At 62.2% G+C, this 18,905-nt stretch carries 13 protein-coding genes, 1 tRNA gene, 3 rRNA genes and 1 pseudogene; 3 read left to right on the top strand and 15 right to left on the bottom strand.

From position 1 onward, the window contains the following. Nucleotides 1-18 precede the first annotated feature (18 nt). Together CBI38_RS40520 and CBI38_RS03470 are read left to right on the top strand one after the other, a co-directional pair. A pseudogene (locus tag CBI38_RS40520) lies at nucleotides 19-976 on the top strand (IS256 family transposase); the annotation flags it as partial. Nucleotides 977-1,006: 30 nt separating this feature from the next. Further along, nucleotides 1,007-1,570: a dihydrofolate reductase family protein gene (locus CBI38_RS03470; RefSeq protein WP_109326393.1), complete on the top strand. Its 564-nt coding sequence runs from the start codon at nucleotides 1,007-1,009 to the stop codon at nucleotides 1,568-1,570. Nucleotides 1,571-2,508: 938 nt separating this feature from the next. On the opposite strand, the gene rrf is transcribed toward CBI38_RS03470, so the two are convergent. The 11 genes from rrf to CBI38_RS03420 all read right to left on the bottom strand — a co-directional run bounded on the left by rrf (nucleotide 2,509) and on the right by CBI38_RS03420 (nucleotide 14,612). Then, nucleotides 2,509-2,625, bottom strand: a 5S ribosomal RNA gene (gene rrf / locus CBI38_RS03465). Between the two features lie 161 nt (nucleotides 2,626-2,786). Then, nucleotides 2,787-5,898 (bottom strand): 23S ribosomal RNA (locus CBI38_RS03460). Nucleotides 5,899-6,235: 337 nt separating this feature from the next. Beyond that, a 16S ribosomal RNA gene (locus CBI38_RS03455) occupies nucleotides 6,236-7,745 on the bottom strand. The 16S, 23S and 5S rRNA genes sit together here, the layout of an rRNA operon. A gap of 518 nt (nucleotides 7,746-8,263) precedes the next feature. After that, a complete protein-coding gene (locus CBI38_RS03450) occupies nucleotides 8,264-8,461 on the bottom strand; it encodes a hypothetical protein (RefSeq protein WP_109326392.1) in 198 nt (65 codons plus the stop codon). A 48-nt stretch (nucleotides 8,462-8,509) separates the two neighbouring features. After that, the gene (locus tag CBI38_RS40070; protein ID WP_257792467.1) at nucleotides 8,510-8,632 is read right to left on the bottom strand and encodes a hypothetical protein; all 123 of its coding nucleotides are present in this window, start codon (nucleotides 8,630-8,632) and stop codon (nucleotides 8,510-8,512) included. Between the two features lie 42 nt (nucleotides 8,633-8,674). Continuing rightward, nucleotides 8,675-9,112: a DUF2752 domain-containing protein gene (locus tag CBI38_RS03445; protein WP_109326391.1), complete on the bottom strand. Its 438-nt coding sequence runs from the start codon at nucleotides 9,110-9,112 to the stop codon at nucleotides 8,675-8,677. A 136-nt stretch (nucleotides 9,113-9,248) separates the two neighbouring features. After that, nucleotides 9,249-9,321 (bottom strand) — tRNA-Thr (locus tag CBI38_RS03440). Between the two features lie 31 nt (nucleotides 9,322-9,352). After that, complete coding sequence (locus tag CBI38_RS03435) at nucleotides 9,353-10,567, bottom strand: DNA polymerase III subunit delta' (protein ID WP_109326390.1); 1,215 nt, start codon at nucleotides 10,565-10,567, stop codon at nucleotides 9,353-9,355. A 52-nt stretch (nucleotides 10,568-10,619) separates the two neighbouring features. After that, a complete protein-coding gene (topA, locus tag CBI38_RS03430) occupies nucleotides 10,620-13,544 on the bottom strand; it encodes a type I DNA topoisomerase (RefSeq protein ID WP_109326387.1) in 2,925 nt (974 codons plus the stop codon). 136 nt (nucleotides 13,545-13,680) lie between these two features. Further along, entirely contained in the window at nucleotides 13,681-14,262 is a 582-nt protein-coding gene (locus CBI38_RS03425) for a hypothetical protein (RefSeq protein WP_109334830.1), read from the bottom strand. A 146-nt stretch (nucleotides 14,263-14,408) separates the two neighbouring features. Then, nucleotides 14,409-14,612, bottom strand: a complete 204-nt coding sequence (locus tag CBI38_RS03420; protein ID WP_005248460.1) for a cold-shock protein — start codon at nucleotides 14,610-14,612, stop codon at nucleotides 14,409-14,411. Between the two features lie 397 nt (nucleotides 14,613-15,009). On the opposite strand from CBI38_RS03420, the gene CBI38_RS03415 reads away from it, so the two are divergent. Next, nucleotides 15,010-17,358, top strand: a complete 2,349-nt coding sequence (locus CBI38_RS03415; RefSeq protein WP_109326386.1) for a DEAD/DEAH box helicase — start codon at nucleotides 15,010-15,012, stop codon at nucleotides 17,356-17,358. 9 nt (nucleotides 17,359-17,367) lie between these two features. On the opposite strand, the gene CBI38_RS03410 is transcribed toward CBI38_RS03415, so the two are convergent. From CBI38_RS03410 to CBI38_RS03395, 4 genes are read right to left on the bottom strand one after another with little or no spacing between them, the layout of a single operon-like run. Further along, the gene (locus CBI38_RS03410; protein WP_109334829.1) at nucleotides 17,368-17,718 is read right to left on the bottom strand and encodes an Rv3654c family TadE-like protein; all 351 of its coding nucleotides are present in this window, start codon (nucleotides 17,716-17,718) and stop codon (nucleotides 17,368-17,370) included. Next, a complete protein-coding gene (locus tag CBI38_RS03405; protein ID WP_109326385.1) occupies nucleotides 17,715-18,083 on the bottom strand; it encodes a TadE family type IV pilus minor pilin in 369 nt (122 codons plus the stop codon). The genes CBI38_RS03410 and CBI38_RS03405 overlap by 4 nt, the downstream gene beginning before the upstream one ends. After that, entirely contained in the window at nucleotides 18,083-18,286 is a 204-nt protein-coding gene (locus CBI38_RS03400) for a DUF4244 domain-containing protein (protein WP_109326382.1), read from the bottom strand. The genes CBI38_RS03405 and CBI38_RS03400 overlap by 1 nt, the downstream gene beginning before the upstream one ends. Nucleotides 18,287-18,336: 50 nt before the next feature. Next, the gene (locus tag CBI38_RS03395) at nucleotides 18,337-18,894 is read right to left on the bottom strand and encodes a type II secretion system F family protein (RefSeq protein ID WP_109326378.1); all 558 of its coding nucleotides are present in this window, start codon (nucleotides 18,892-18,894) and stop codon (nucleotides 18,337-18,339) included. Between the last annotated feature and the right edge of the window lie 11 nt (nucleotides 18,895-18,905).

Here is an 18,905-nt window from a genome sequence, read left to right as displayed (position 1 = left end):
CAGACCGAGGTCGCCGCGGTGATGCCGCTGCTGTACCTGCATGGCTTGTCGTCCTCGGACTTCGGCCCGGCATTGGGGCAGTTCCTTGGCAGCAGCAGCGGCCTGTTGCGGCCACCATCACCCGGACGACCAAGCACTGGCAGGAGGAGGCTAAGGCGTTCAACATGCGCTCGCTGACGGACACCGACTTCGTCTACATGTGGGGGTCGACGGGATCCACCCGAGATCCGACTCGAGCAGGACAGGCGTGCCTGCTGGTCATCGTCGAGTGCGGGCTGACGGCACCAAGAAACTGGTCGCCTTCGACGACGGACACCGCGAATTTCGGAGTCCTGGCTCGACCTGCTCCGCTCGTGCATGCGTCGCAGGTTGCAGGCCCCGATGCTCGCATCGGCGTCGTCTCGGGCTCTGGGTTGCCCTGCGGCAGGTGCTCCCCGACCCCCGCGAGCAGCGGTGTTGGTTCCACAAGATCGCCAACGTGCTCAACGCGCTGCCCAGGTCCGCCCAGCCTGGCGCGAAGGCTGCACTAGCCGAGATCTGGAACGCCAAAGAAAAGGAGCACGCCCGGGCCGCGGCGAAGACGTTCGCCGCCGACTACGCCTCCAAGTGTCCCAAGGCGACCGCAAAGGTCACCTACGACCTCGAGGTGCTGCTCGCCTTCTCTTCTATGACTACCGGCCGAGCACTGATCCACCTGCACACCACCCGATCGAGTCGACCTTCACCACCGTGCGGCTCCGGCACTGAGTCACCAAGGGACCCGGCACCCGCGCGGCCGGTATCGCGAAGGCGTTCACACTCATGAGCCCACCCATCCGGATGACGTGCCGTGAACGCACCCCACCTCGTCGCCCTCGCCCGCGCCGACGCGAAGTTCGAGAAGGGCGTCCTCGTCGGAAACCCGACGACCACGAATCAGGAGGTCATCGGCAAGCCGCGTGACACGACTGGTTGCGCGATGGTCAACTCACCATGAAGTCGAATCCGTTACTGAGGGGAGTTCCTGATGCGCAGCGTGACCTACTCGATGGCCGTGTCGCTGGACGGCTACGTCGTCGGGCCCGACGAGTCCTTCGACTGGAGCTCACCCGACCAAGAGGTCTTCAACCTCGCCACTGACGAGGTACGCCGGGTCGGCGTCCATCTGCTCGGACGACGGCTGTACGAGACCATGCTGTACTGGGAGACCGCCGACCAGAACCCGTCGCTCGACTACTCAACGCTCGAATTCGCCGCGCTTTGGATGGGGCTCCCGAAGTTGGTCTTCTCCACCACGCTGTCGGCGGTGCAGGGAAACGCCCGCCTGGCGTCCAGCAGTCTGGCGGATGAGATCGAGCGATTGCGAGCCGAACCGGCGGAGGGCGACATCGCGATCGGCGGAGCGACTCTCGCCGCCGAGGCGGCCGCGTTGGGTCTCATCGACGAGTACCGGGCCAGGGTCTACCCAGTGCTGCTGGGGGGCGGCCGCACCTTCTTTCCCCAACGCGAGCATCGGGTGAACCTCGATCTCATCGAGTCCCGCACCCTCAATTCGAAAGTGGTCTACCTCCGCTACCGCGTAGCCCGCTAGCCGACTCGTCCCTCCGAGCACATGAGGGACACGCCAGCCCGCGGCAAATCGATCCACGGGTCTTTTTTATTGCTCTCATCACCACGAACAATCCCTTCGGCCGCTGGGTGAGGCCTTCGGTGACGAGGCCGTCGCAGCAGCGATGATCGCCCGCGTCGTCCACCACTCTGTCGTCATCCCTCAAAGGCGACAGCTACCCGCCTCGAGGGACGCGACCTCGTCGCGCACCCACAGGCCGAACCACCGAGGACTAACCACCGACCAACCCAGGGGCCAATTTTCGGTTGCCGGAACGAAGTCAGTTTCAGATGCCGCTGGCACTCTCGGCGGTAGCGAAGCTGAGCGCGGAGCTATCGCGTCGCAGATGACTGGGGCAAATCCCTCTTCGCTCGCGATTCAAAAGTATGCCGCTGGACGAGATTCACCTCATGGTCTTTCCTGCGCCGCGGATTCCGGCTGCGGCCGAGGCCCGGAACTCTTTGTAGGTCCGGTATGGGTCTGGTCGGCACCACGGTGTCGTGCGCGATCGGTACTGGTGCAATGTAGACATTGTCGTAGTACGACAACGGTTTCGGCCGGCCGCGTCGACTGATGATGCCGGTGACCGCGCATTTACGCCCGAAGGCAGCATCGAATACGACCGTGACCAAGACCGCAATTGAACAGAGCCGGCGCACTCGTACGTAACAAACTATCGCCGACAAATCACTGTCTGGCACAACCCCAGATGTCCACAAGACGTGGTCTCAATCGGTGCAGTTATTCCACGAGCAACATCGAATCCATTGATCAAGCGAAACCGGGATTCGAATTGGAAACCATCCCTTGACCGCCCGCGATATATCAAATCCGTCCGGATGCGGCGCGCTCACATACTGGATTTGTTGTGGAATGCCGGAAGCCCCCCAACAGGTGTTGGGGGGCTTCCGGTAACGGATGTTCGGCGGTGTCCTACTCTCCCACACCCTGTCGAGTGCAGTACCATCGGCGCTGGAGGGCTTAGCTTCCGGGTTCGGAATGGGGCCGGGCGTTTCCCCTCCGCTATGGCCGCCGTAACTCTATGAAACTGTCACACACCCATCTTTCCTTTTTCCGGTTCCCCGCCGTGGCCACGCACCCGGGTGGGTGCGGAACTGTCCAGGGGGTTCAGTGAAAGGAAAAAAAGGGGGTATCTGTGTGTTGTTTCAGATACTGCACAGTGGACGCGTAGCTTCTTTGTGGTAAGTCCTCGGCCTATTAGTACCAGTCACCTACACCCATTACTGGGCTTCCAGTTCTGGCCTATCAACCCGGTGGTCTGCCGGGGGCCTTACCCCCTCGAGGGGGTGAGAAACCTCATCTTGGAACAGGCTTCCCGCTTAGATGCTTTCAGCGGTTATCCCTTCCGAACGTAGCTAACCAGCGGTGCTCCTGGTGGAACAACTGGCACACCAGAGGTTCGTCCGTCCCGGTCCTCTCGTACTAGGGACAGCCTTCCTCAAGTTTCTAACGCGCGCGGCGGATAGAGACCGAACTGTCTCACGACGTTCTAAACCCAGCTCGCGTGCCGCTTTAATGGGCGAACAGCCCAACCCTTGGGACCTACTCCAGCCCCAGGATGCGACGAGCCGACATCGAGGTGCCAAACCATCCCGTCGATATGGACTCTTGGGGAAGATCAGCCTGTTATCCCCGGGGTACCTTTTATCCGTTGAGCGACACCGCTTCCACTTGCCGGTGCCGGATCACTAGTCCCGACTTTCGTCCCTGCTCGACTTGTCAGTCTCACAGTCAAGCTCCCTTGTGCACTTGCACTCGACACCTGATTGCCAACCAGGCTGAGGGAACCTTTGGGCGCCTCCGTTACATTTTGGGAGGCAACCGCCCAGTTAAACTACCCACCAGGCACTGTCCCTGAACCAGATCATGGTCCGAGGTTAGAGGTCCAATACGATCAGAGTGGTATTTCAACAACGACTCCACACTCACTGGCGTGAGCGCTTCACAGTCTCCCACCTATCCTACACAAACCGAACCGAACACCAATACCAAGCTGTAGTGAAGGTCCCGGGTCTTTTCGTCCTGCCGCGCGTAACGAGCATCTTTACTCGTAATGCAATTTCGCCGAGTCTATGGTTGAGACAGCTGAGAAGTCGTTACGCCATTCGTGCAGGTCGGAACTTACCCGACAAGGAATTTCGCTACCTTAGGATGGTTATAGTTACCACCGCCGTTTACTGGGCTTAAATTCTCAGCTTCGCCACCGAAATGGCTAACCGGTCCTCTTAACCTTCCAGCACCGGGCAGGCGTCAGTCCGTATACATCGTCTTACGACTTCGCACGGACCTGTGTTTTTAGTAAACAGTCGCTTCTCACTGGTCTCTGCGGCCCCACCCAGCTCACACTGCAAGAGTGATCACCAGACGAGGCCCCCCTTCTCCCGAAGTTACGGGGCATTTTGCCGAGTTCCTTAACCATAGTTATCTCGATCGCCTTAGTATTCTCTACCTGACCACCTGTGTCGGTTTGGGGTACGGGCCGTGTGAAAGCTCGCTAGAGGCTTTTCTCGGCAGCATAGGATCACTGAATTCGCCTCATTCGGCTATGCGTCACCTCTCAGGATATGTGTGACCCGGATTTGCCTAGGTCACTCCCTACAGGCTTACACCAGTATTACCACTGACTGGCTCAGCTACCTTCCTGCGTCACCCATCGCTTGGCTACTACCAGATCAGGTCCCACGCATCCGCCACCTACGAACCCGAAGGTTCACAAGCGGTTTCAGGGTGGTTAGTATCACTGATTCACCAGGGGCGCGTTCACACGGGTACGGGAATATCAACCCGTTGTCCATCGGCTACGCCTGTCGGCCTCGTCTTAGGTCCCGACTCACCCTGGCGGATTAACCTGGCCCAGGAACCCTTGGTCATTCGGCGGACGAGTTTCTCACTCGTCTTTCGCTACTCATGCCTGCATTCTCACTCGTGTGGCCTCCACGGCTGGGTCACCCCGCCGCTTCCATGGCCACACGACGCTCCCTACCCATCCACACCACTGCCCACCCTCCCGCAGGAAAATGGGGTGCATTGTGTGAATGCCGCAGCTTCGGTGGTGTACTTGAGCCCGCTACATTGTCGGCGCAGGATCACTTGACCAGTGAGCTATTACGCACTCTTTCAAGGGTGGCTGCTTCTAAGCCAACCTCCTGGTTGTCTTCGCGACCCACATCCTTTTCCACTTAGTACACGCTTAGGGACCTTAGCTGGCGATCTGGGCTGTTTCCCTCTCGACTACGAACCTTATCGCCCGCAGTCTCACTGCCGCGCTCTCACTCACCGGCATTCGGAGTTTGGCTGATTTCGGTAAGCTTGTGGGCCCCTAGACCATCCAGTAGCTCTACCTCCGATGAGAAACACGCGACGCTGCACCTAAATGCATTTCGGGAGAACCAGCTATCACGGAGTTTGATTGGCCTTTCACCCCTACCACAACTCATCCCCTCAGTTTTCAACCTAAGTGGGTTCGGTCCTCCACGACGTCTTACCGTCGCTTCAACCTGGCATGGGTAGATCACTCCGCTTCGGGTCTAGAACATGCCACTATAAACGCCCTATTCGGACTCGCTTTCGCTACGGCTACCCCACACGGGTTAACCTCGCGACATGCCACTAACTCGCAGGCTCATTCTTCAAAAGGCACGCCATCACCCCAGCGACAAGTCACTCGAAGGCTTTGACGGATTGTAAGCGCACGGTTTCAGGTACTATTTCACTCCCTCCCGGGTACTTTTCACCTTTCCCTCACGGTACTAGTCCGCTATCGGTCACCAGGGAGTATTCAGGCTTATCGGGTGGTCCGACAGATTCACACCAGATTTCACGGGCCCGGTGCTACTTGGGTTTCCATCACGACAGTCACAATGTTTTCGTGTACGGATTCTCACCCTCTACGACAGGCCGTTCCAGACCACTTCCACTAACACCATGATTTCTTACTGTCGGCCAACACGGCAGCATTGACAAGATGAACCCACAACCCACGAATGCAACGCCTGCCGGCTATCACACATCCATGGTTTAGCCTCTTCCGCTTTCGCTCGCCACTACTCACGGAATCACTATTGTTTTCTCTTCCTGTGGGTACTGAGATGTTTCACTTCCCACGTTCCCTCCACACACCCTATATATTCAGATGCGGGTAACACGACATCACTCGTGCTGGGTTTCCCCATTCGGACATCCTCGGATCTCAGCTCGGTTGACAGCTCCCGAGGCTTATCGCAGCCTCCTACGTCCTTCATCGGCTCCTGGTGCCAAGGCATCCACCGTACGCTCTTCATTACTTACAACAAAGATGCTCGCGTCCACTGTGCAGTTCTCAAACAACACACCCGCCTCGAACTCCCGCCAGCACCATGCCCACCACCAAAAGTGATGCGGTCTGCCTGACATCCGAACCGGATCGTCACTTTCCTGAAAGAAAAAACACTCACGTGTTCCTCAGGACCCAACAGTATGTCGATATAATTCGCCCTCCCACCAGCACACAGGCCGGCAGTTGAGAACCAATACTTGTCAGCGATCCACCCATGAGCAACCACCGGATAACATACGCATCCGAAATGGCCTCTGCCAGACCATCATCCACTGACTGTTCAGCGGTACATGACTGGAGATGCTCCTTAGAAAGGAGGTGATCCAGCCGCACCTTCCGGTACGGCTACCTTGTTACGACTTCGTCCAATCGCCGATCCCACCTTCGACGGCTCCCTCCCACAAGGGTTAGGCCACCGGCTTCGGGTGTTACCGACTTTCATGACGTGACGGGCGGTGTGTACAAGGCCGGGAACGTATTCACCGCAGCGTTGCTGATCTGCGATTACTAGCGACTCCGACTTCACGGGTCGAGTTGCAGACCCCGATCCGAACTGAGACCAGCTTTAAGGGATTCGCTCCACCTCACGGTCTCGCAGCCCTCTGTACTGGCCATTGTAGCATGTGTGAAGCCCTGGACATAAGGGGCATGATGACTTGACGTCGTCCCCACCTTCCTCCGAGTTGACCCGGCAGTCTCTTACGAGTCCCCACCATTACGTGCTGGCAACATAAGACAAGGGTTGCGCTCGTTGCGGGACTTAACCCAACATCTCACGACACGAGCTGACGACAGCCATGCACCACCTGTATACCGACCACAAGGGGGGCCGTATCTCTACGGCTTTCCGGTATATGTCAAACCCAGGTAAGGTTCTTCGCGTTGCATCGAATTAATCCACATGCTCCGCCGCTTGTGCGGGCCCCCGTCAATTCCTTTGAGTTTTAGCCTTGCGGCCGTACTCCCAGGCGGGCGCTTAATGCGTTAGCTACGGCACAGATTCCGTGGAAGGAACCCACACCTAGCGCCCACCGTTTACGGCGTGGACTACCAGGGTATCTAATCCTGTTCGCTACCCACGCTTTCGTTCCTCAGCGTCAGTTACTGCCCAGAGACCCGCCTTCGCCACCGGTGTTCCTCCTGATATCTGCGCATTTCACCGCTACACCAGGAATTCCAGTCTCCCCTGCAGTACTCAAGTCTGCCCGTATCGCCTGCAAGCTCACAGTTGAGCTGTGAGTTTTCACAAACGACGCGACAAACCGCCTACGAACTCTTTACGCCCAGTAATTCCGGACAACGCTTGCACCCTACGTATTACCGCGGCTGCTGGCACGTAGTTAGCCGGTGCTTCTTCTGCAGGTACCGTCACTTCCGCTTCGTCCCTGCTGAAAGAGGTTTACAACCCGAAGGCCTTCATCCCTCACGCGGCGTCGCTGCATCAGGCTTTCGCCCATTGTGCAATATTCCCCACTGCTGCCTCCCGTAGGAGTCTGGGCCGTGTCTCAGTCCCAGTGTGGCCGGTCACCCTCTCAGGTCGGCTACCCGTCGTCGCCTTGGTAGGCCATTACCCCACCAACAAGCTGATAGGCCGCGGGCCCATCCTGCACCAGTAAACCTTTCCACCCCAGCCATGCAGCCGAAGGTCGTATCCGGTATTAGACCCAGTTTCCCGGGCTTATCCCGAAGTGCAGGGCAGATCACCCACGTGTTACTCACCCGTTCGCCGCTCGTGTACCCCGAAGGGCCTTACCGCTCGACTTGCATGTGTTAAGCACGCCGCCAGCGTTCGTCCTGAGCCAGGATCAAACTCTCCGTTGAAGACTCTAGAAAGAGGCGAACCCCAATCAGTCATAGACATCGAGTCAAATCACTAGCGATCAAAAACTCAAACTAGCTCAATCAAACACTGACCCCCCTCCGACGGAAGAAGGAGAAGAGCCAGCAAATACCCACACCACTCACAACCAAACCAAAAGGCCCAGTTGATCATCCGTGATGCGGAGTACCAAAACAATTTGGCACTGACATTCATCGACACACTGTTGAGTTCTCAAAGAACACGCACACACCATCACCACCAGCAACACTCGCTAGCCGCTCCGGGGCAACCGTTCCAGCCTAACTCCTGTCACCTCCCGATGCAAACGGGAACTTCCAGGACATCTCGAACACACCAATCACGATCAGCGTCTTCGGGAAGTTCAGGCGCCTTCGTCCAACCTCGTGTCCCCCGCCTTCCGGCCGGAGTCGGTGTCCGTGTCGCTCTGACTTCGAATAAGTTACGCGACGAACACCCGCTACGCCAAATTGCCTGGTCAGGCTGCTGGAGCGCCTTCTTACGGAACCCAGTACTTCGCGGCAAGTTCCTCGACGACCACATCGCCGTCGGCTGCCTGCTCCAGCGCGGCAAGATCCGCATCGATCGAAACGAGCCGGGGATCGTCTCCTTCTGCCTCCTGGACCGGGTGGCCCCCGTCTTCGGCGAGCTGGCGGAGCAACTTCTCCCGGACCCGGTCCTTCAGCGAATCACTCATACACGAATCATGACCGTGGGGCGGAGGGTTGTCGAGAGCAGCGCCCGGTCACTCTTCGGCGTCATCGGGTGCCTTCACGTTGTCGCTCTTACCGAAGACTCGGAGCGCTGTCGGAATGAGCACTATCAATGCTCCGAGGATCGCAATCAACGAGAAAACCTGCATTGCCATCTGTGAACCGACTCTCTGTTTCAATGCCGGCGGCGACCGTCGTCAAGCCGGCGCCAGCCAGCTTCCCCAAGATGTATTCCTCGTGACCGTAAACGCCGCGAGAGCGATCAGCACACCCACCATCACATATGGACGGATGACGATCGATCGAGCGCGCGCTCCCGCCCAGCGGCGCTGCGCCCACCGCACCCACAGGTACACCGAGACAGCGAGCAGCGGAACGATCAAGGCGTTGCTCGACAACGCGGCCCCGATGTCCAGATCGGTGAGGTCGTGGACAGCCCGAAGGCCCCCGCAGGCCGGACACCACCAGCCCGTCAATGCGTACACGGGGCAGAATCCGTACGCGCCCGACTGATGTGGATCGCGAAAGTGCAGGAGAGCGACGGCGGCGGCGGTCCCTGCGGCAACCGTCGCCGGCGCACCGAGCGCACGTAGACCCGCCACCTGTGAGGTACGGGTTCGATTCTCGATGTCCACGCTTCCAGTCTTCCGGATCTTTCCCCGCCGCGGCGGGTCGGGACTGCGAACGACACAGATCCCCGTCCTCGACGTGTCGGATCCGAATACGACTCTCGCCCTCCCCGAGGAATCAGGGAGGGCCAGAGTACCGCTGAGCTGCCTGAGAGAATCGAACTCTCGACCTTTTCATTACGAGTGAAATGCTCTACCGACTGAGCTAAGGCAGCGGTGCCTTTCGGCGGTGGCGAGTCTAGCGCCTCAACCCCGAGTATGCGAAAACGGCTCCCTGAACGCGTCGCCGAGGCTGGCCACCATGGCATCGACAGCCCACTGTGGTTTGACGTTGACAGCGATCGCCTCACGGCACTCGAGTACCGCTTCGATGCACTTCAGCAGGCCTTCCGGCGAGGTTCTCGACGCGAGTTCCGCAGCCCGGTCGGCCATGTCGGGATGGTTTGCAGCGGCTGCCGATCCCCACGTGGCGGCGAGGGCGTCGCGGTAGAGACCCGCGAGATCGATGAGAGCGCGATCCAGCGCATCACGACCTGTGCGGGTAGCCCTCGACTTCTGCCGCTTCTCCAGATCCTTGAGTACACCGGCCGATCCTCGGATGGCCCCGGCAGCGCCCTTGCCGGTGCCTCCTGCACCGAGGGCGGTGCGCAACTCTTCCGTCTCCTGCTCGTCTCGCGCCGCACTCATCTCTTTCGCTTCGGCGTCGGCTGAGCGCACCAACTCCTCGGCAGCCGCGAACGCAGTCGCGGGTCGCAATGCCGCGACCGCAAGGTCCAGGGCCTCCTTGCGACGAATGCGGGAATTCAGGTCGGTCGCCAGTCGCCGTGCCCTCCCGACATGACCGCCACTGATCGACGCCGCAAGGCGCGCCTCTTCGGGCTCCACACCATCCCTCTCGCGCAGAACCTGAGCGATCGCGTCCGCCGACGGAGTGACAAGGGCGACGTGCCGGCAGCGCGACCGCAGGGTCACCGAGATGTCTTGAGGATCGACGGAAGGGGCGCACAGCAAGAACACGGTGCGATCCGGCGGCTCCTCGACAACCTTGAGGAGAGCGTTGGCCGCGCCCTCGGTGAGACGGTCTGCGTCCTCCACGACGACGATCTGCCAGCGACCGGTACTGGGCCTGCGGGAGGCCGTCTGCACGATGGCCCGCATCTCCCTCACGCTGATGCTCAGCCCTTCGGGAACCACCCGCCGCACATCACCGTGGGTGCCTGCCATTGCAGTGGTGCAGGAGTGGCACGCACCGCAACCAGGGACGCCGTCACTGGTGCATTGCAAGGCCGCGGCGAAGCACTGCGCGGCCACCGACCTGCCCGAGCCCGGGGGGCCCGTGAAAAGCCACGAATGCGTCATCGACGACCCCATTGAGCCGAGTCCGAGACGGGCCGCCGTAGCAGCGGCTGTCAGTTCGGCCTCGACATCTGCCTGGCCCACCAACCGGTCGAATACGGTCACGACGTCAGACTATCCCGCACCTGCGACACCCCCGAGGCCCCGCCGCACCGGCTCACGCCTTCTTGTCCGAGGCCTTCTTCGCAGCAGCCTTCTTCGCCGGTGCCTTCTTGGCAGCAGTCTTCTTCGCCGCAGCCTTCTTGGCCGGTGCCTTCTTGGCGGGAGCCTTCTTCTTGACAGGTCCGCGCGCCCGACGCTCCGCCAGCAGTTCCGACGCCCGAGCGTCGGTGATGCTTTCCACTTCATCGCCCTTGCGAAGGCTGGCGTTGGTTTCGCCGTCCGTTACATACGGTCCGAACCGGCCGTCCTTGATCACCATCGGCTTCTCACTGACCGAGTCGACGCCCAGCTCCCGCAGGGGCGGCGTCGCCGACGCCTGCCGTCCGCGACGCTTGGGCTCCGCGTAGATCTTCAAGGCCTCTTCCAGCGTGACCGTGAACATCTGGTCCTCGGTGGCGAGTGACCGCGAATCGGTGCCCTTCTTGAGGTAGGGACCGTATCGGCCGTTCTGGGCGGTGATCTCTTCCTTCGATTCGGGATCGATACCCACCACACGCGGCAACGACAGCAACTTCAGGGCGTCGTCGAGGGTGACCGTGGCCAAATCCATGGACTTGAGAAGCGAACCGGTTCTCGGCTTGGGACCCGCTGCCTTCTTCGCCGTCTTCTTGGCAGGGGCTTTCTTCGCTGCCGTCTTGGTCTTGGTGGTGCCCTCGGCGGGCTCCGGCTCGGCGACCGGCACCACGGCCGGTTCGGGCTCGGGTTCCGGCTCGGGAAGGATCTCCGTGACGTAAGGGCCGAACCGGCCCTCCTTCGCCACGATCTCGTGCCCGGTCAGTGGATCGACACCGAGCTTGCGGCCCTCCTGGGGCGTCGAGAACAGCTTCTCGGCGTACTCGGGTGTCAGCTCGTCCGGCGGAAGGTCGTCGGGCAGGTTTGCACGCTGCGAGATGAGGTCGCCCTCGGGGTCGTCCGGGTTGCGAACCATCCGCTCGAGGTAAGGACCGAAGCGTCCGACACGGACATGAACTTCGCGGCCTTCGGCGTCATCGAAGAGCCGGATGGAGTTGACCTCGCGAGCGTCGATCTCCTCGAGATTGACACCGACCATCTTCTTCAGGCCACCCTCTCGGGCGACGGAACCCTCGGCGCCGTGATCACCGCCGAAGTAGAAACTGCTCAGCCAGTTGCCGCGCTGTTCCCGGCCACCGGCGATTGCGTCGAGGTCATCCTCCATCCCGGCGGTGAAGTCGAAGTCGACCAGCCGACCGAAGTGCATCTCGAGGAGACCGATGACGGCGAACGCGACCCAGGACGGCACCAACGCACTACCGCGCTTGTAGACGTATCCGCGGTCGAGGATGGTCTTGATGATCGACGAATAGGTGGACGGCCGACCGATGCCCAGCTCTTCGAGGGTCTTGATCAGGCTCGCCTCGGTGTACCGAGCCGGTGGATTGGTGGTGTGGCCGTCCGGATCGAGTTTGGTCGCGGTGACCGCCTGGCCCTCGACGAGCACCGGCAGGCGCGACTCGGCGTCGTCGGACTGGCCGCCGGCTTCTTCGTCGACACTTTCGACGTATGCCTTCAGGAAGCCGGCGAACGTGATAGTGCGGCCCGACGCGGAGAACGTGCATTCTTCGCCCGTACCTGCCGTACCCGAGATCCGCAGGGTGAGCGTGGTGCCGCGGGCATCGGCCATCTGGGACGCCACGGTGCGCTGCCAGATCAATTCGTAGAGCCGGAACTCGTCGGTATCGAGCCGCGAGTGCAGCTGCCCCGGAGTCTGGAAGACGTCGCCCGCAGGACGGATCGCCTCATGCGCTTCCTGGGCGTTCTTCACCTTGCGGGTGTACTGGCGCGGCGACGCGTGAACGTACTCTGCGCCGTACAACTCGGTGGCCTGCGCGCGCGCTGCGGCGATGGCCGATGCAGACAACGTCGTCGAGTCGGTACGCATGTAGGTGATGTAGCCGTTTTCGTACAACCGCTGGGCGATGCGCATCGTCCGCTCCGACGTGAATCGGAGCTTGCGTCCCGCTTCCTGCTGGAGCGTCGACGTCATGAACGGTGGGTAGGGCTTGCGCGTGTACGGCTTGCTCTCCGCGGACGACACGGTGAGGTCGACACCGGCGAGGGATTCGGCGAGCCTCTGTGCACGGGCTTCGTCGAGCACCGTGACCGTGCCGGTCTTCAGCTGGCCGTCCGAGCCGAAATCGCGACCCGACGCGACCCGTGAACCGTCGACACTCACCAGACGTGCCCCGAAGCTGCGCGGGCTCGCGTCGGCGCCTGCGTCGAGGGTGGCCGAGATGTCCCAGTAGGACGCGGATCGGAATGCCATCCGCTCGCGTTCACGCTGAACGATGACCCGGGTGGCGACGGACTGCACACGGCCCGCCGACAACTTCGGCATGACCTTCTTCCACAGGACCGGGCTGACCTCGTAACCGTAGAGACGGTCGAGGATGCGCCGAGTTTCCTGGGCGTCCACCAGGTCGGTGTCGAGTTCGCGGGTGTCGTCGGCAGCCGCTCGGATGGCCGGCTCGGTGATCTCGTGGAAGACCATCCGCCGAACCGGAATCTTCGGCTTCAGAGTTTCGAGCAGGTGCCAGGCGATGGCCTCGCCCTCACGGTCGGGGTCGGTGGCGAGGAATAGTTCGTCGGCGTCCTTGAGGAGGCCCTTCAGTTCCGTGACCTTGGACTTCTTCTCTGGACTGACCACGTACAGCGGCTCGAAATCATGATCGACGTCGACACCGAGTCGGGCCCACGGCTCACCTTTGTACTTGGCCGGAACATCGGCGGCGCCCCGAGGAAGGTCACGAATGTGCCCCACCGACGCCTCGACGACGTAGTTCTTTCCGAGGTACGGAGCTATCTTGCGGGCCTTGGTCGGCGACTCGACGATCACGAGGCGGCGAGGCTGGCCGGACGCTCCCGCCGCATCCTGTGCACTGCCGTTGTCACCTTTTGCCACCTGTTGCCCGAGCCTTCCTGAAGTCGATCGCTGCCACCCGACAGTTGTGCAGACAAACCGTTTATACCGGGTTCGCCTATTACTAGAGTGACATACCCGCGACCCGTCCTCGCAGATCAGTACTGCCTACGCGGTCCTACACGTGGGGCCAACCGGTACGATCGTCCATGTTTGCGGGTGCTTCGCCGATACTCTCGACGAGTCTGCCGAGCCTACGCCGACCCGATATTCGAAGGCCGGGACCCGACCCGCGCGTGCCGATCAACGTCGGCGCCATACCCACCCTCATCAAGGCCTGAGCCAGTGGCGCGTGGGTGTCCGGGGCGTGCGAATCGAGTCCGAGAACGAAGCGTTCCCCGTCGGCTTCGCCGTGGCCAGCAGCCAGAGCCCAGAACCGCAGCTGCCTTCCGGACGGCACCCAGCCCGGCGGCACCGCCTTCACCGCGCCCCTCGTCCACTGCTCCGCGAGGGGCCGCAAGTCGACTACCGAAGCGGTGCGCACGAGCGGGCTGCCCTCGTCGCTCCGGGTGATCTCGGCTTCCAGCCCCGCCTCGGCGATCAGCTCGGCGATTCCTTCCGCGCGCCACAGCGCATCCACCACGATGGAAATCCGCGCGCGGCCGCCGGAGACCACCTGGCCCGACGCTGCGAGAAGCCCACCCAGATCCGCAACCGCCGGTGGAAGTGCCTCGGCAGAGAAGAAGGAGAGCTGACTCATCGACTTACCCCCTTCTGCCACGTCACTGTGGCCACCAGCATGGAAAACGAATCGTCCCCCACCGCCTCGGGCGATGGGGGACGATTCGGACGGAATCGCGAGATCCCGCCTATCTGATTTTCGTGTCCACGGAATGGACGGCAGAATCAGACTGCGCGAACGCCGGTTGCCTGGGGGCCCTTGGTGCCCTGGCCGACCTCGAACTCCACGCGCTGGTTCTCCTCGAGGGTGCGGAAACCGCTGCCCTGGATCTCGGAGTAGTGAACGAAGACGTCAGCGGAGCCGTCCTCGGGTGCGATGAAGCCGAAGCCCTTTTCCGCGTTGAACCACTTCACAGTGCCCTGTGCCATGCTTTTCCTTCTCTTTCTAACACCGGATTCGGCGGACAGCACGTACAGTCCGCCGGGCCGGTTCCGACCGCTGTACTTCTTGATTTCCCCCTCAGGAAAAGCAGAGCACCGCGTTCGCAACATCGATCCTGCGAACGCTCACTCTTTCAAGCCCACGAACACAGAAGCTGCGACCAAGATGTAGTCAACCATGAACTCCGCGAACGCAACAGTCGAAAACGGAACAATTCACACAAAATGTTGATCTTGTAGCGAACAGCCGCGAATCGACGCATCCGGTCGGCACGTGCCGTACCCCCGGGAACATCCCGGGGAGTCGACTCGCTATCATCATATATGCAGGTCGTGGCGGTGTAGAAGCTCCTCGCCCCGCTCCATCGACAGCCCGGAGAGATCAGTGAGCACACCGTTTTCGCCCCGTGACGACAGTGGAAATACTGGCGAAACATACGGTCGCGAGTTGCTCGACAGGGTGCTCGACGGCGTCCCGCCGAACGAAACGCCATTGACATTTGCCGCCGAAATGCCTGCTCGGACGTCGGCACTGACGGATTGGCCCACGTGGGCGCACCCCTCGGTCGTCTCGGCCCTCCAGCAGAACGGGATCGCCCGGCCGTGGAGCCATCAAGCGGCTGCCGCCGATTTTGCCCACCAGGGCACGAACGTGGTGGTGTCGACCGGAACGGCATCGGGAAAGTCGCTCGCCTACCAGCTACCGGTACTCACCACTCTGGCAATGGATCCGCGGGCGACCGCCCTATACCTGTCACCAACCAAAGCCCTGGGCGCAGACCAGTTGCGGGCGGTGACCTCGATCATCGACGCTACGGACGACCTTCGGGGCGCTTGCCCTTGCATGTTCGACGGTGACACACCGACGGAGGTGCGTCAGTGGGCGCGCGAGAACTCACGGTGGCTCTTCACCAACCCCGATATGCTGCACATCTCCCTTCTCCGGACCCATCAACGGTGGTCGCACTTCTTCCGCAATCTGGCGTTTGTCGTAATCGACGAATGCCACTCCTACCGTGGTGTCTTCGGCTCCAATGTGGCTCTCGTCCTGCGCCGACTCCGACGCATCGCGGCGCGATACGGCGCCGACCCTGTCTTCGTCCTCGCCTCCGCCACCACCGCCGAACCCGGCTCCGCCGCGTCCCGCCTCATCGGGGCCCCGTGCGCCGAGATAGTGGACGACGGGTCGCCCCACGGCCCGCGAACCATCGCCCTCTGGGAGCCACCCCTCATGCGGGAGGTGACGGGAGAGAACGGGAGTCCGGTCCGCAGGCCTGCAGGTTCGGAGGCCGCACGCATCATGGCCACCCTGATGACCGAAGGGGCACGTACTCTCACCTTCGTCCGTTCACGGCGCGGCGCCGAACTGACTGCCATGGCCACCAAACGCCTACTCGCGGAGGTCGATCCCGAACTTGCTACGCGGGTCGCGTCGTACCGCGCCGGCTACCTGGCCGAAGACAGACGCGAACTCGAGGCTGCCCTCGCCGACGGCACGCTGCTCGGTGCGGCAACGACGAACGCGCTCGAACTCGGAGTCGACATCGCCGGACTCGACGCCGTGGTGGTGGCGGGATTTCCCGGGACGGTCGCCTCGTTCTGGCAGCAGGGAGGCCGCTCCGGTCGGCGTGGTGAAGGATCGCTCGTCGTCCTGGTAGCCCGCGACGATCCGCTGGACACCTACTTCGTGCACCACCCGTCCGCACTCTTGGACAAGCCGGTGGAGGCCACCGTCACCGACCCGTCCAATCCGTACGTCCTCGGTCCACAATTGCTGTGCGCAGCAATGGAGTTGCCGCTTTCCGATGCCGAAGCAGAAAAATTCGGCGGTCTCGACGTCCTCGCAAAGCTGTCCGAACAGGGTCTGATTCGCAGACGCGCCCACGGCTGGTTCGTGACTGCGGGAACAAATCCGCATGGCGCACTGGATATCCGGGGTGGAATCGGAACGCAAGTAGCAATAGTGGTGTCGGAAACCGGACGTCTGCTGGGAACCGTCGACACCGGTCGCGCCCCTGCGACCGTCCATCCCGGCGCCGTGCACATCCATCAGGGGGAGTCGTATGTCATCGACGAACTCGATCTCGATCAGGGTCTTGCCCTGGTTCACGCCGAGGACCCCGATTGGACGACCTCGGCCCGGGAAACCACCGAGATCACCGTGACAGCTGTGCTGGAGCAGAAACTTTTCGGTGACGTCGAAGTGGCACTCGCCGAGGTAGAGGTAACGCACCAGGTGATCGGGTACCTGCGCCGACTGCCGTCCGGTGAAGTACTCGACTCGGTGGAGTTGGACATGCCGGAGCAGACCCTCTGTACCCGTGCCGTGATGTACACGATGACCCCGGAGCTGCTCTCCCTAGCCGGTGTCGCGGCCGAACGAGTGCCCGGATCTCTCCACGCCGCTGAGCACGCAGCCATCGGACTCCTACCCCTGGTCGCGGTGTGCGATCGCGAGGACGTCGGCGGCGTCTCGACGGCGTTGCATGCCGACACCGGCTTGCCCACCGTGTTCGTCTACGACGGACACGCCGGCGGTGCCGGATTCGCCGACCGGGGCCACGCCGAGCTCGCGCGGTGGCTGGGCGCGACCCGGGACGCGATCACTTCCTGCGAGTGCACCTCCGGTTGCCCTTCTTGTGTGTACTCACCGAAATGTGGAAACGGAAACGACCCCCTCGACAAGGACGGTGCTATCCGAGTCCTCGCGGCGGTGCTCGACGCGCTCGGATGAACGGCCGTCTCATTCCGCAGGTCCGGCCCGAGCCACTGCCCGGGCATCTCGAATGCCCAGCGAGGACAGCAACATCGGGGCCGTGACCGTCACCACCACATCCCAGTCGTCGACTGTGCAGTCGACCACCTCGGCGTGCATCCGCTCCGCCACGGCACGCGCCGCAGCGCACGCGGACTCGCCGCCCCGGTCGAGTCCCACTCCGGCGGCCAGGGCCGCAAGATCCGCCGCGGACTGAGCCCGGTGCCGCACCGAGACCGCCGAACCGAGGTGCAGCAGAGTCGCCGTTATCACCACCAGCGCCGCGAGCCCGAAACATGTCAGCACTGTGGCGGAACCACGCTCGTCGCGAGCATTCATCGCCCACCCCACCCTGCGGCGGTGGGCTCGCGTACCGCGACAGCTTCGGCCGAGATATGCACGAGCGGAAGGAGCGGACTGCGGGCGCGTACGGTGGCGACGACGAGATCCCCCTCCTCGCGCAACACCACGTCGGCGCCGTCAGGAGCCACCCTCGCTGCTGCGGACATCGCCGACTCCCGATCCCCACGAGCAGCGAGACGAGCCGCTTCACGGGCCGAGTCGACACAACGAACATGGAGCGTCGCCGCCGTGATCGCTCCGATGCACAGGACGACCACCACCACGATGGACGCGATCGCAATGGCCGCCTCCACCGTGACCGCCCCCGCATCCGAGCGCCGCAGCCCCCTCGACTGTGTCATCAGACCGCGGTACTCAGCGCTTTGTCGATGATATTCGTCAGCGCGGTCACAATGCTGTCACCGGTGACCACCGAATAGAGCACCGCACCGAACGCCGCCGCGGCGATCGTGCCGATTGCGTACTCGGCGGTCGACATCCCGTCCTCCTCGACCGCAAGCAGTGTCAGGCGAGCCGTCAGAGCGCGCATCGTGTTCACCATCATGTTTCCCCCTTGTTGTACCGGCGCAGTGGATCTGCACCGGGAGTGTGAAGTCAGAGCAGTCCGCCACCGAGAACCCGGGAGGCGAGACCGACGACGACGGGAATGATCCCGAGGCAGATGAAGGCCGGCAGGAAACACAGACCCAGCGGACCGCTGATCAGCACACCGGCGCGTTCGGCCGAAGCCGCCGCCGAATCCGCGGCCTGGGAGCGACTTTCGGTAGCCAACTCGGTCATCGAACCCGCCAACGACGATCCTGACCTGGCCGAGCGACGAGCCATTCGGGCAAGTGATTCGGTGGCCGGATCCGACGCCGCCGACTCCCATGCGGTGGCCGCGTCCGCTCCCAGGGACAGTAGATCCGCCGCTCGGCGCAACGACTCCGACAACGGTGCCGGGGCCGTGAGCGACACCGCCTCGGCGGCGACCGCGACAGGGAGCCCCGAACGTAGGCACGCGGCCAGCAGGTCGAAGGTGGCAGCGACGGCGAGCGGGTCCTCGCGCCGGTGTCGATCGTCGCCGTCGTTCTGCACGACCGGGCCACGCTCGCCCTGCAGGCGCGCGCGTGAAGGCCGGCGACCCGGAAGGATGAGAAGTGCACCGGCCATGAGCGACAGAT

Origin of the sequence: Rhodococcus oxybenzonivorans (assembly GCF_003130705.1) — a bacterium.
GTDB lineage: Bacteria > Actinomycetota > Actinomycetes > Mycobacteriales > Mycobacteriaceae > Rhodococcus_F > Rhodococcus_F oxybenzonivorans.
This window is presented reverse-complemented; position numbering and strand designations above follow the sequence as displayed.

Coding starts and splice junctions, on each gene's coding strand:
- CBI38_RS40070 (WP_257792467.1), bottom strand. CDS start 8,632: ATGGCAATGCAGGTTTTCTCGTTGATTGCGATCCTCGGAGCATTGATA.
- CBI38_RS03395 (WP_109326378.1), bottom strand. CDS start 18,894: ATGGCCGGTGCACTTCTCATCCTTCCGGGTCGCCGGCCTTCACGCGCG.
- CBI38_RS03405 (WP_109326385.1), bottom strand. CDS start 18,083: ATGACACAGTCGAGGGGGCTGCGGCGCTCGGATGCGGGGGCGGTCACG.
- CBI38_RS03420 (WP_005248460.1), bottom strand. CDS start 14,612: ATGGCACAGGGCACTGTGAAGTGGTTCAACGCGGAAAAGGGCTTCGGC.
- CBI38_RS03470 (WP_109326393.1), top strand. CDS start 1,007: ATGCGCAGCGTGACCTACTCGATGGCCGTGTCGCTGGACGGCTACGTC.
- CBI38_RS03450 (WP_109326392.1), bottom strand. CDS start 8,461: ATGAGTGATTCGCTGAAGGACCGGGTCCGGGAGAAGTTGCTCCGCCAG.
- CBI38_RS03400 (WP_109326382.1), bottom strand. CDS start 18,286: ATGATGGTGAACACGATGCGCGCTCTGACGGCTCGCCTGACACTGCTT.
- CBI38_RS03410 (WP_109334829.1), bottom strand. CDS start 17,718: ATGAATGCTCGCGACGAGCGTGGTTCCGCCACAGTGCTGACATGTTTC.
- CBI38_RS03425 (WP_109334830.1), bottom strand. CDS start 14,262: ATGAGTCAGCTCTCCTTCTTCTCTGCCGAGGCACTTCCACCGGCGGTT.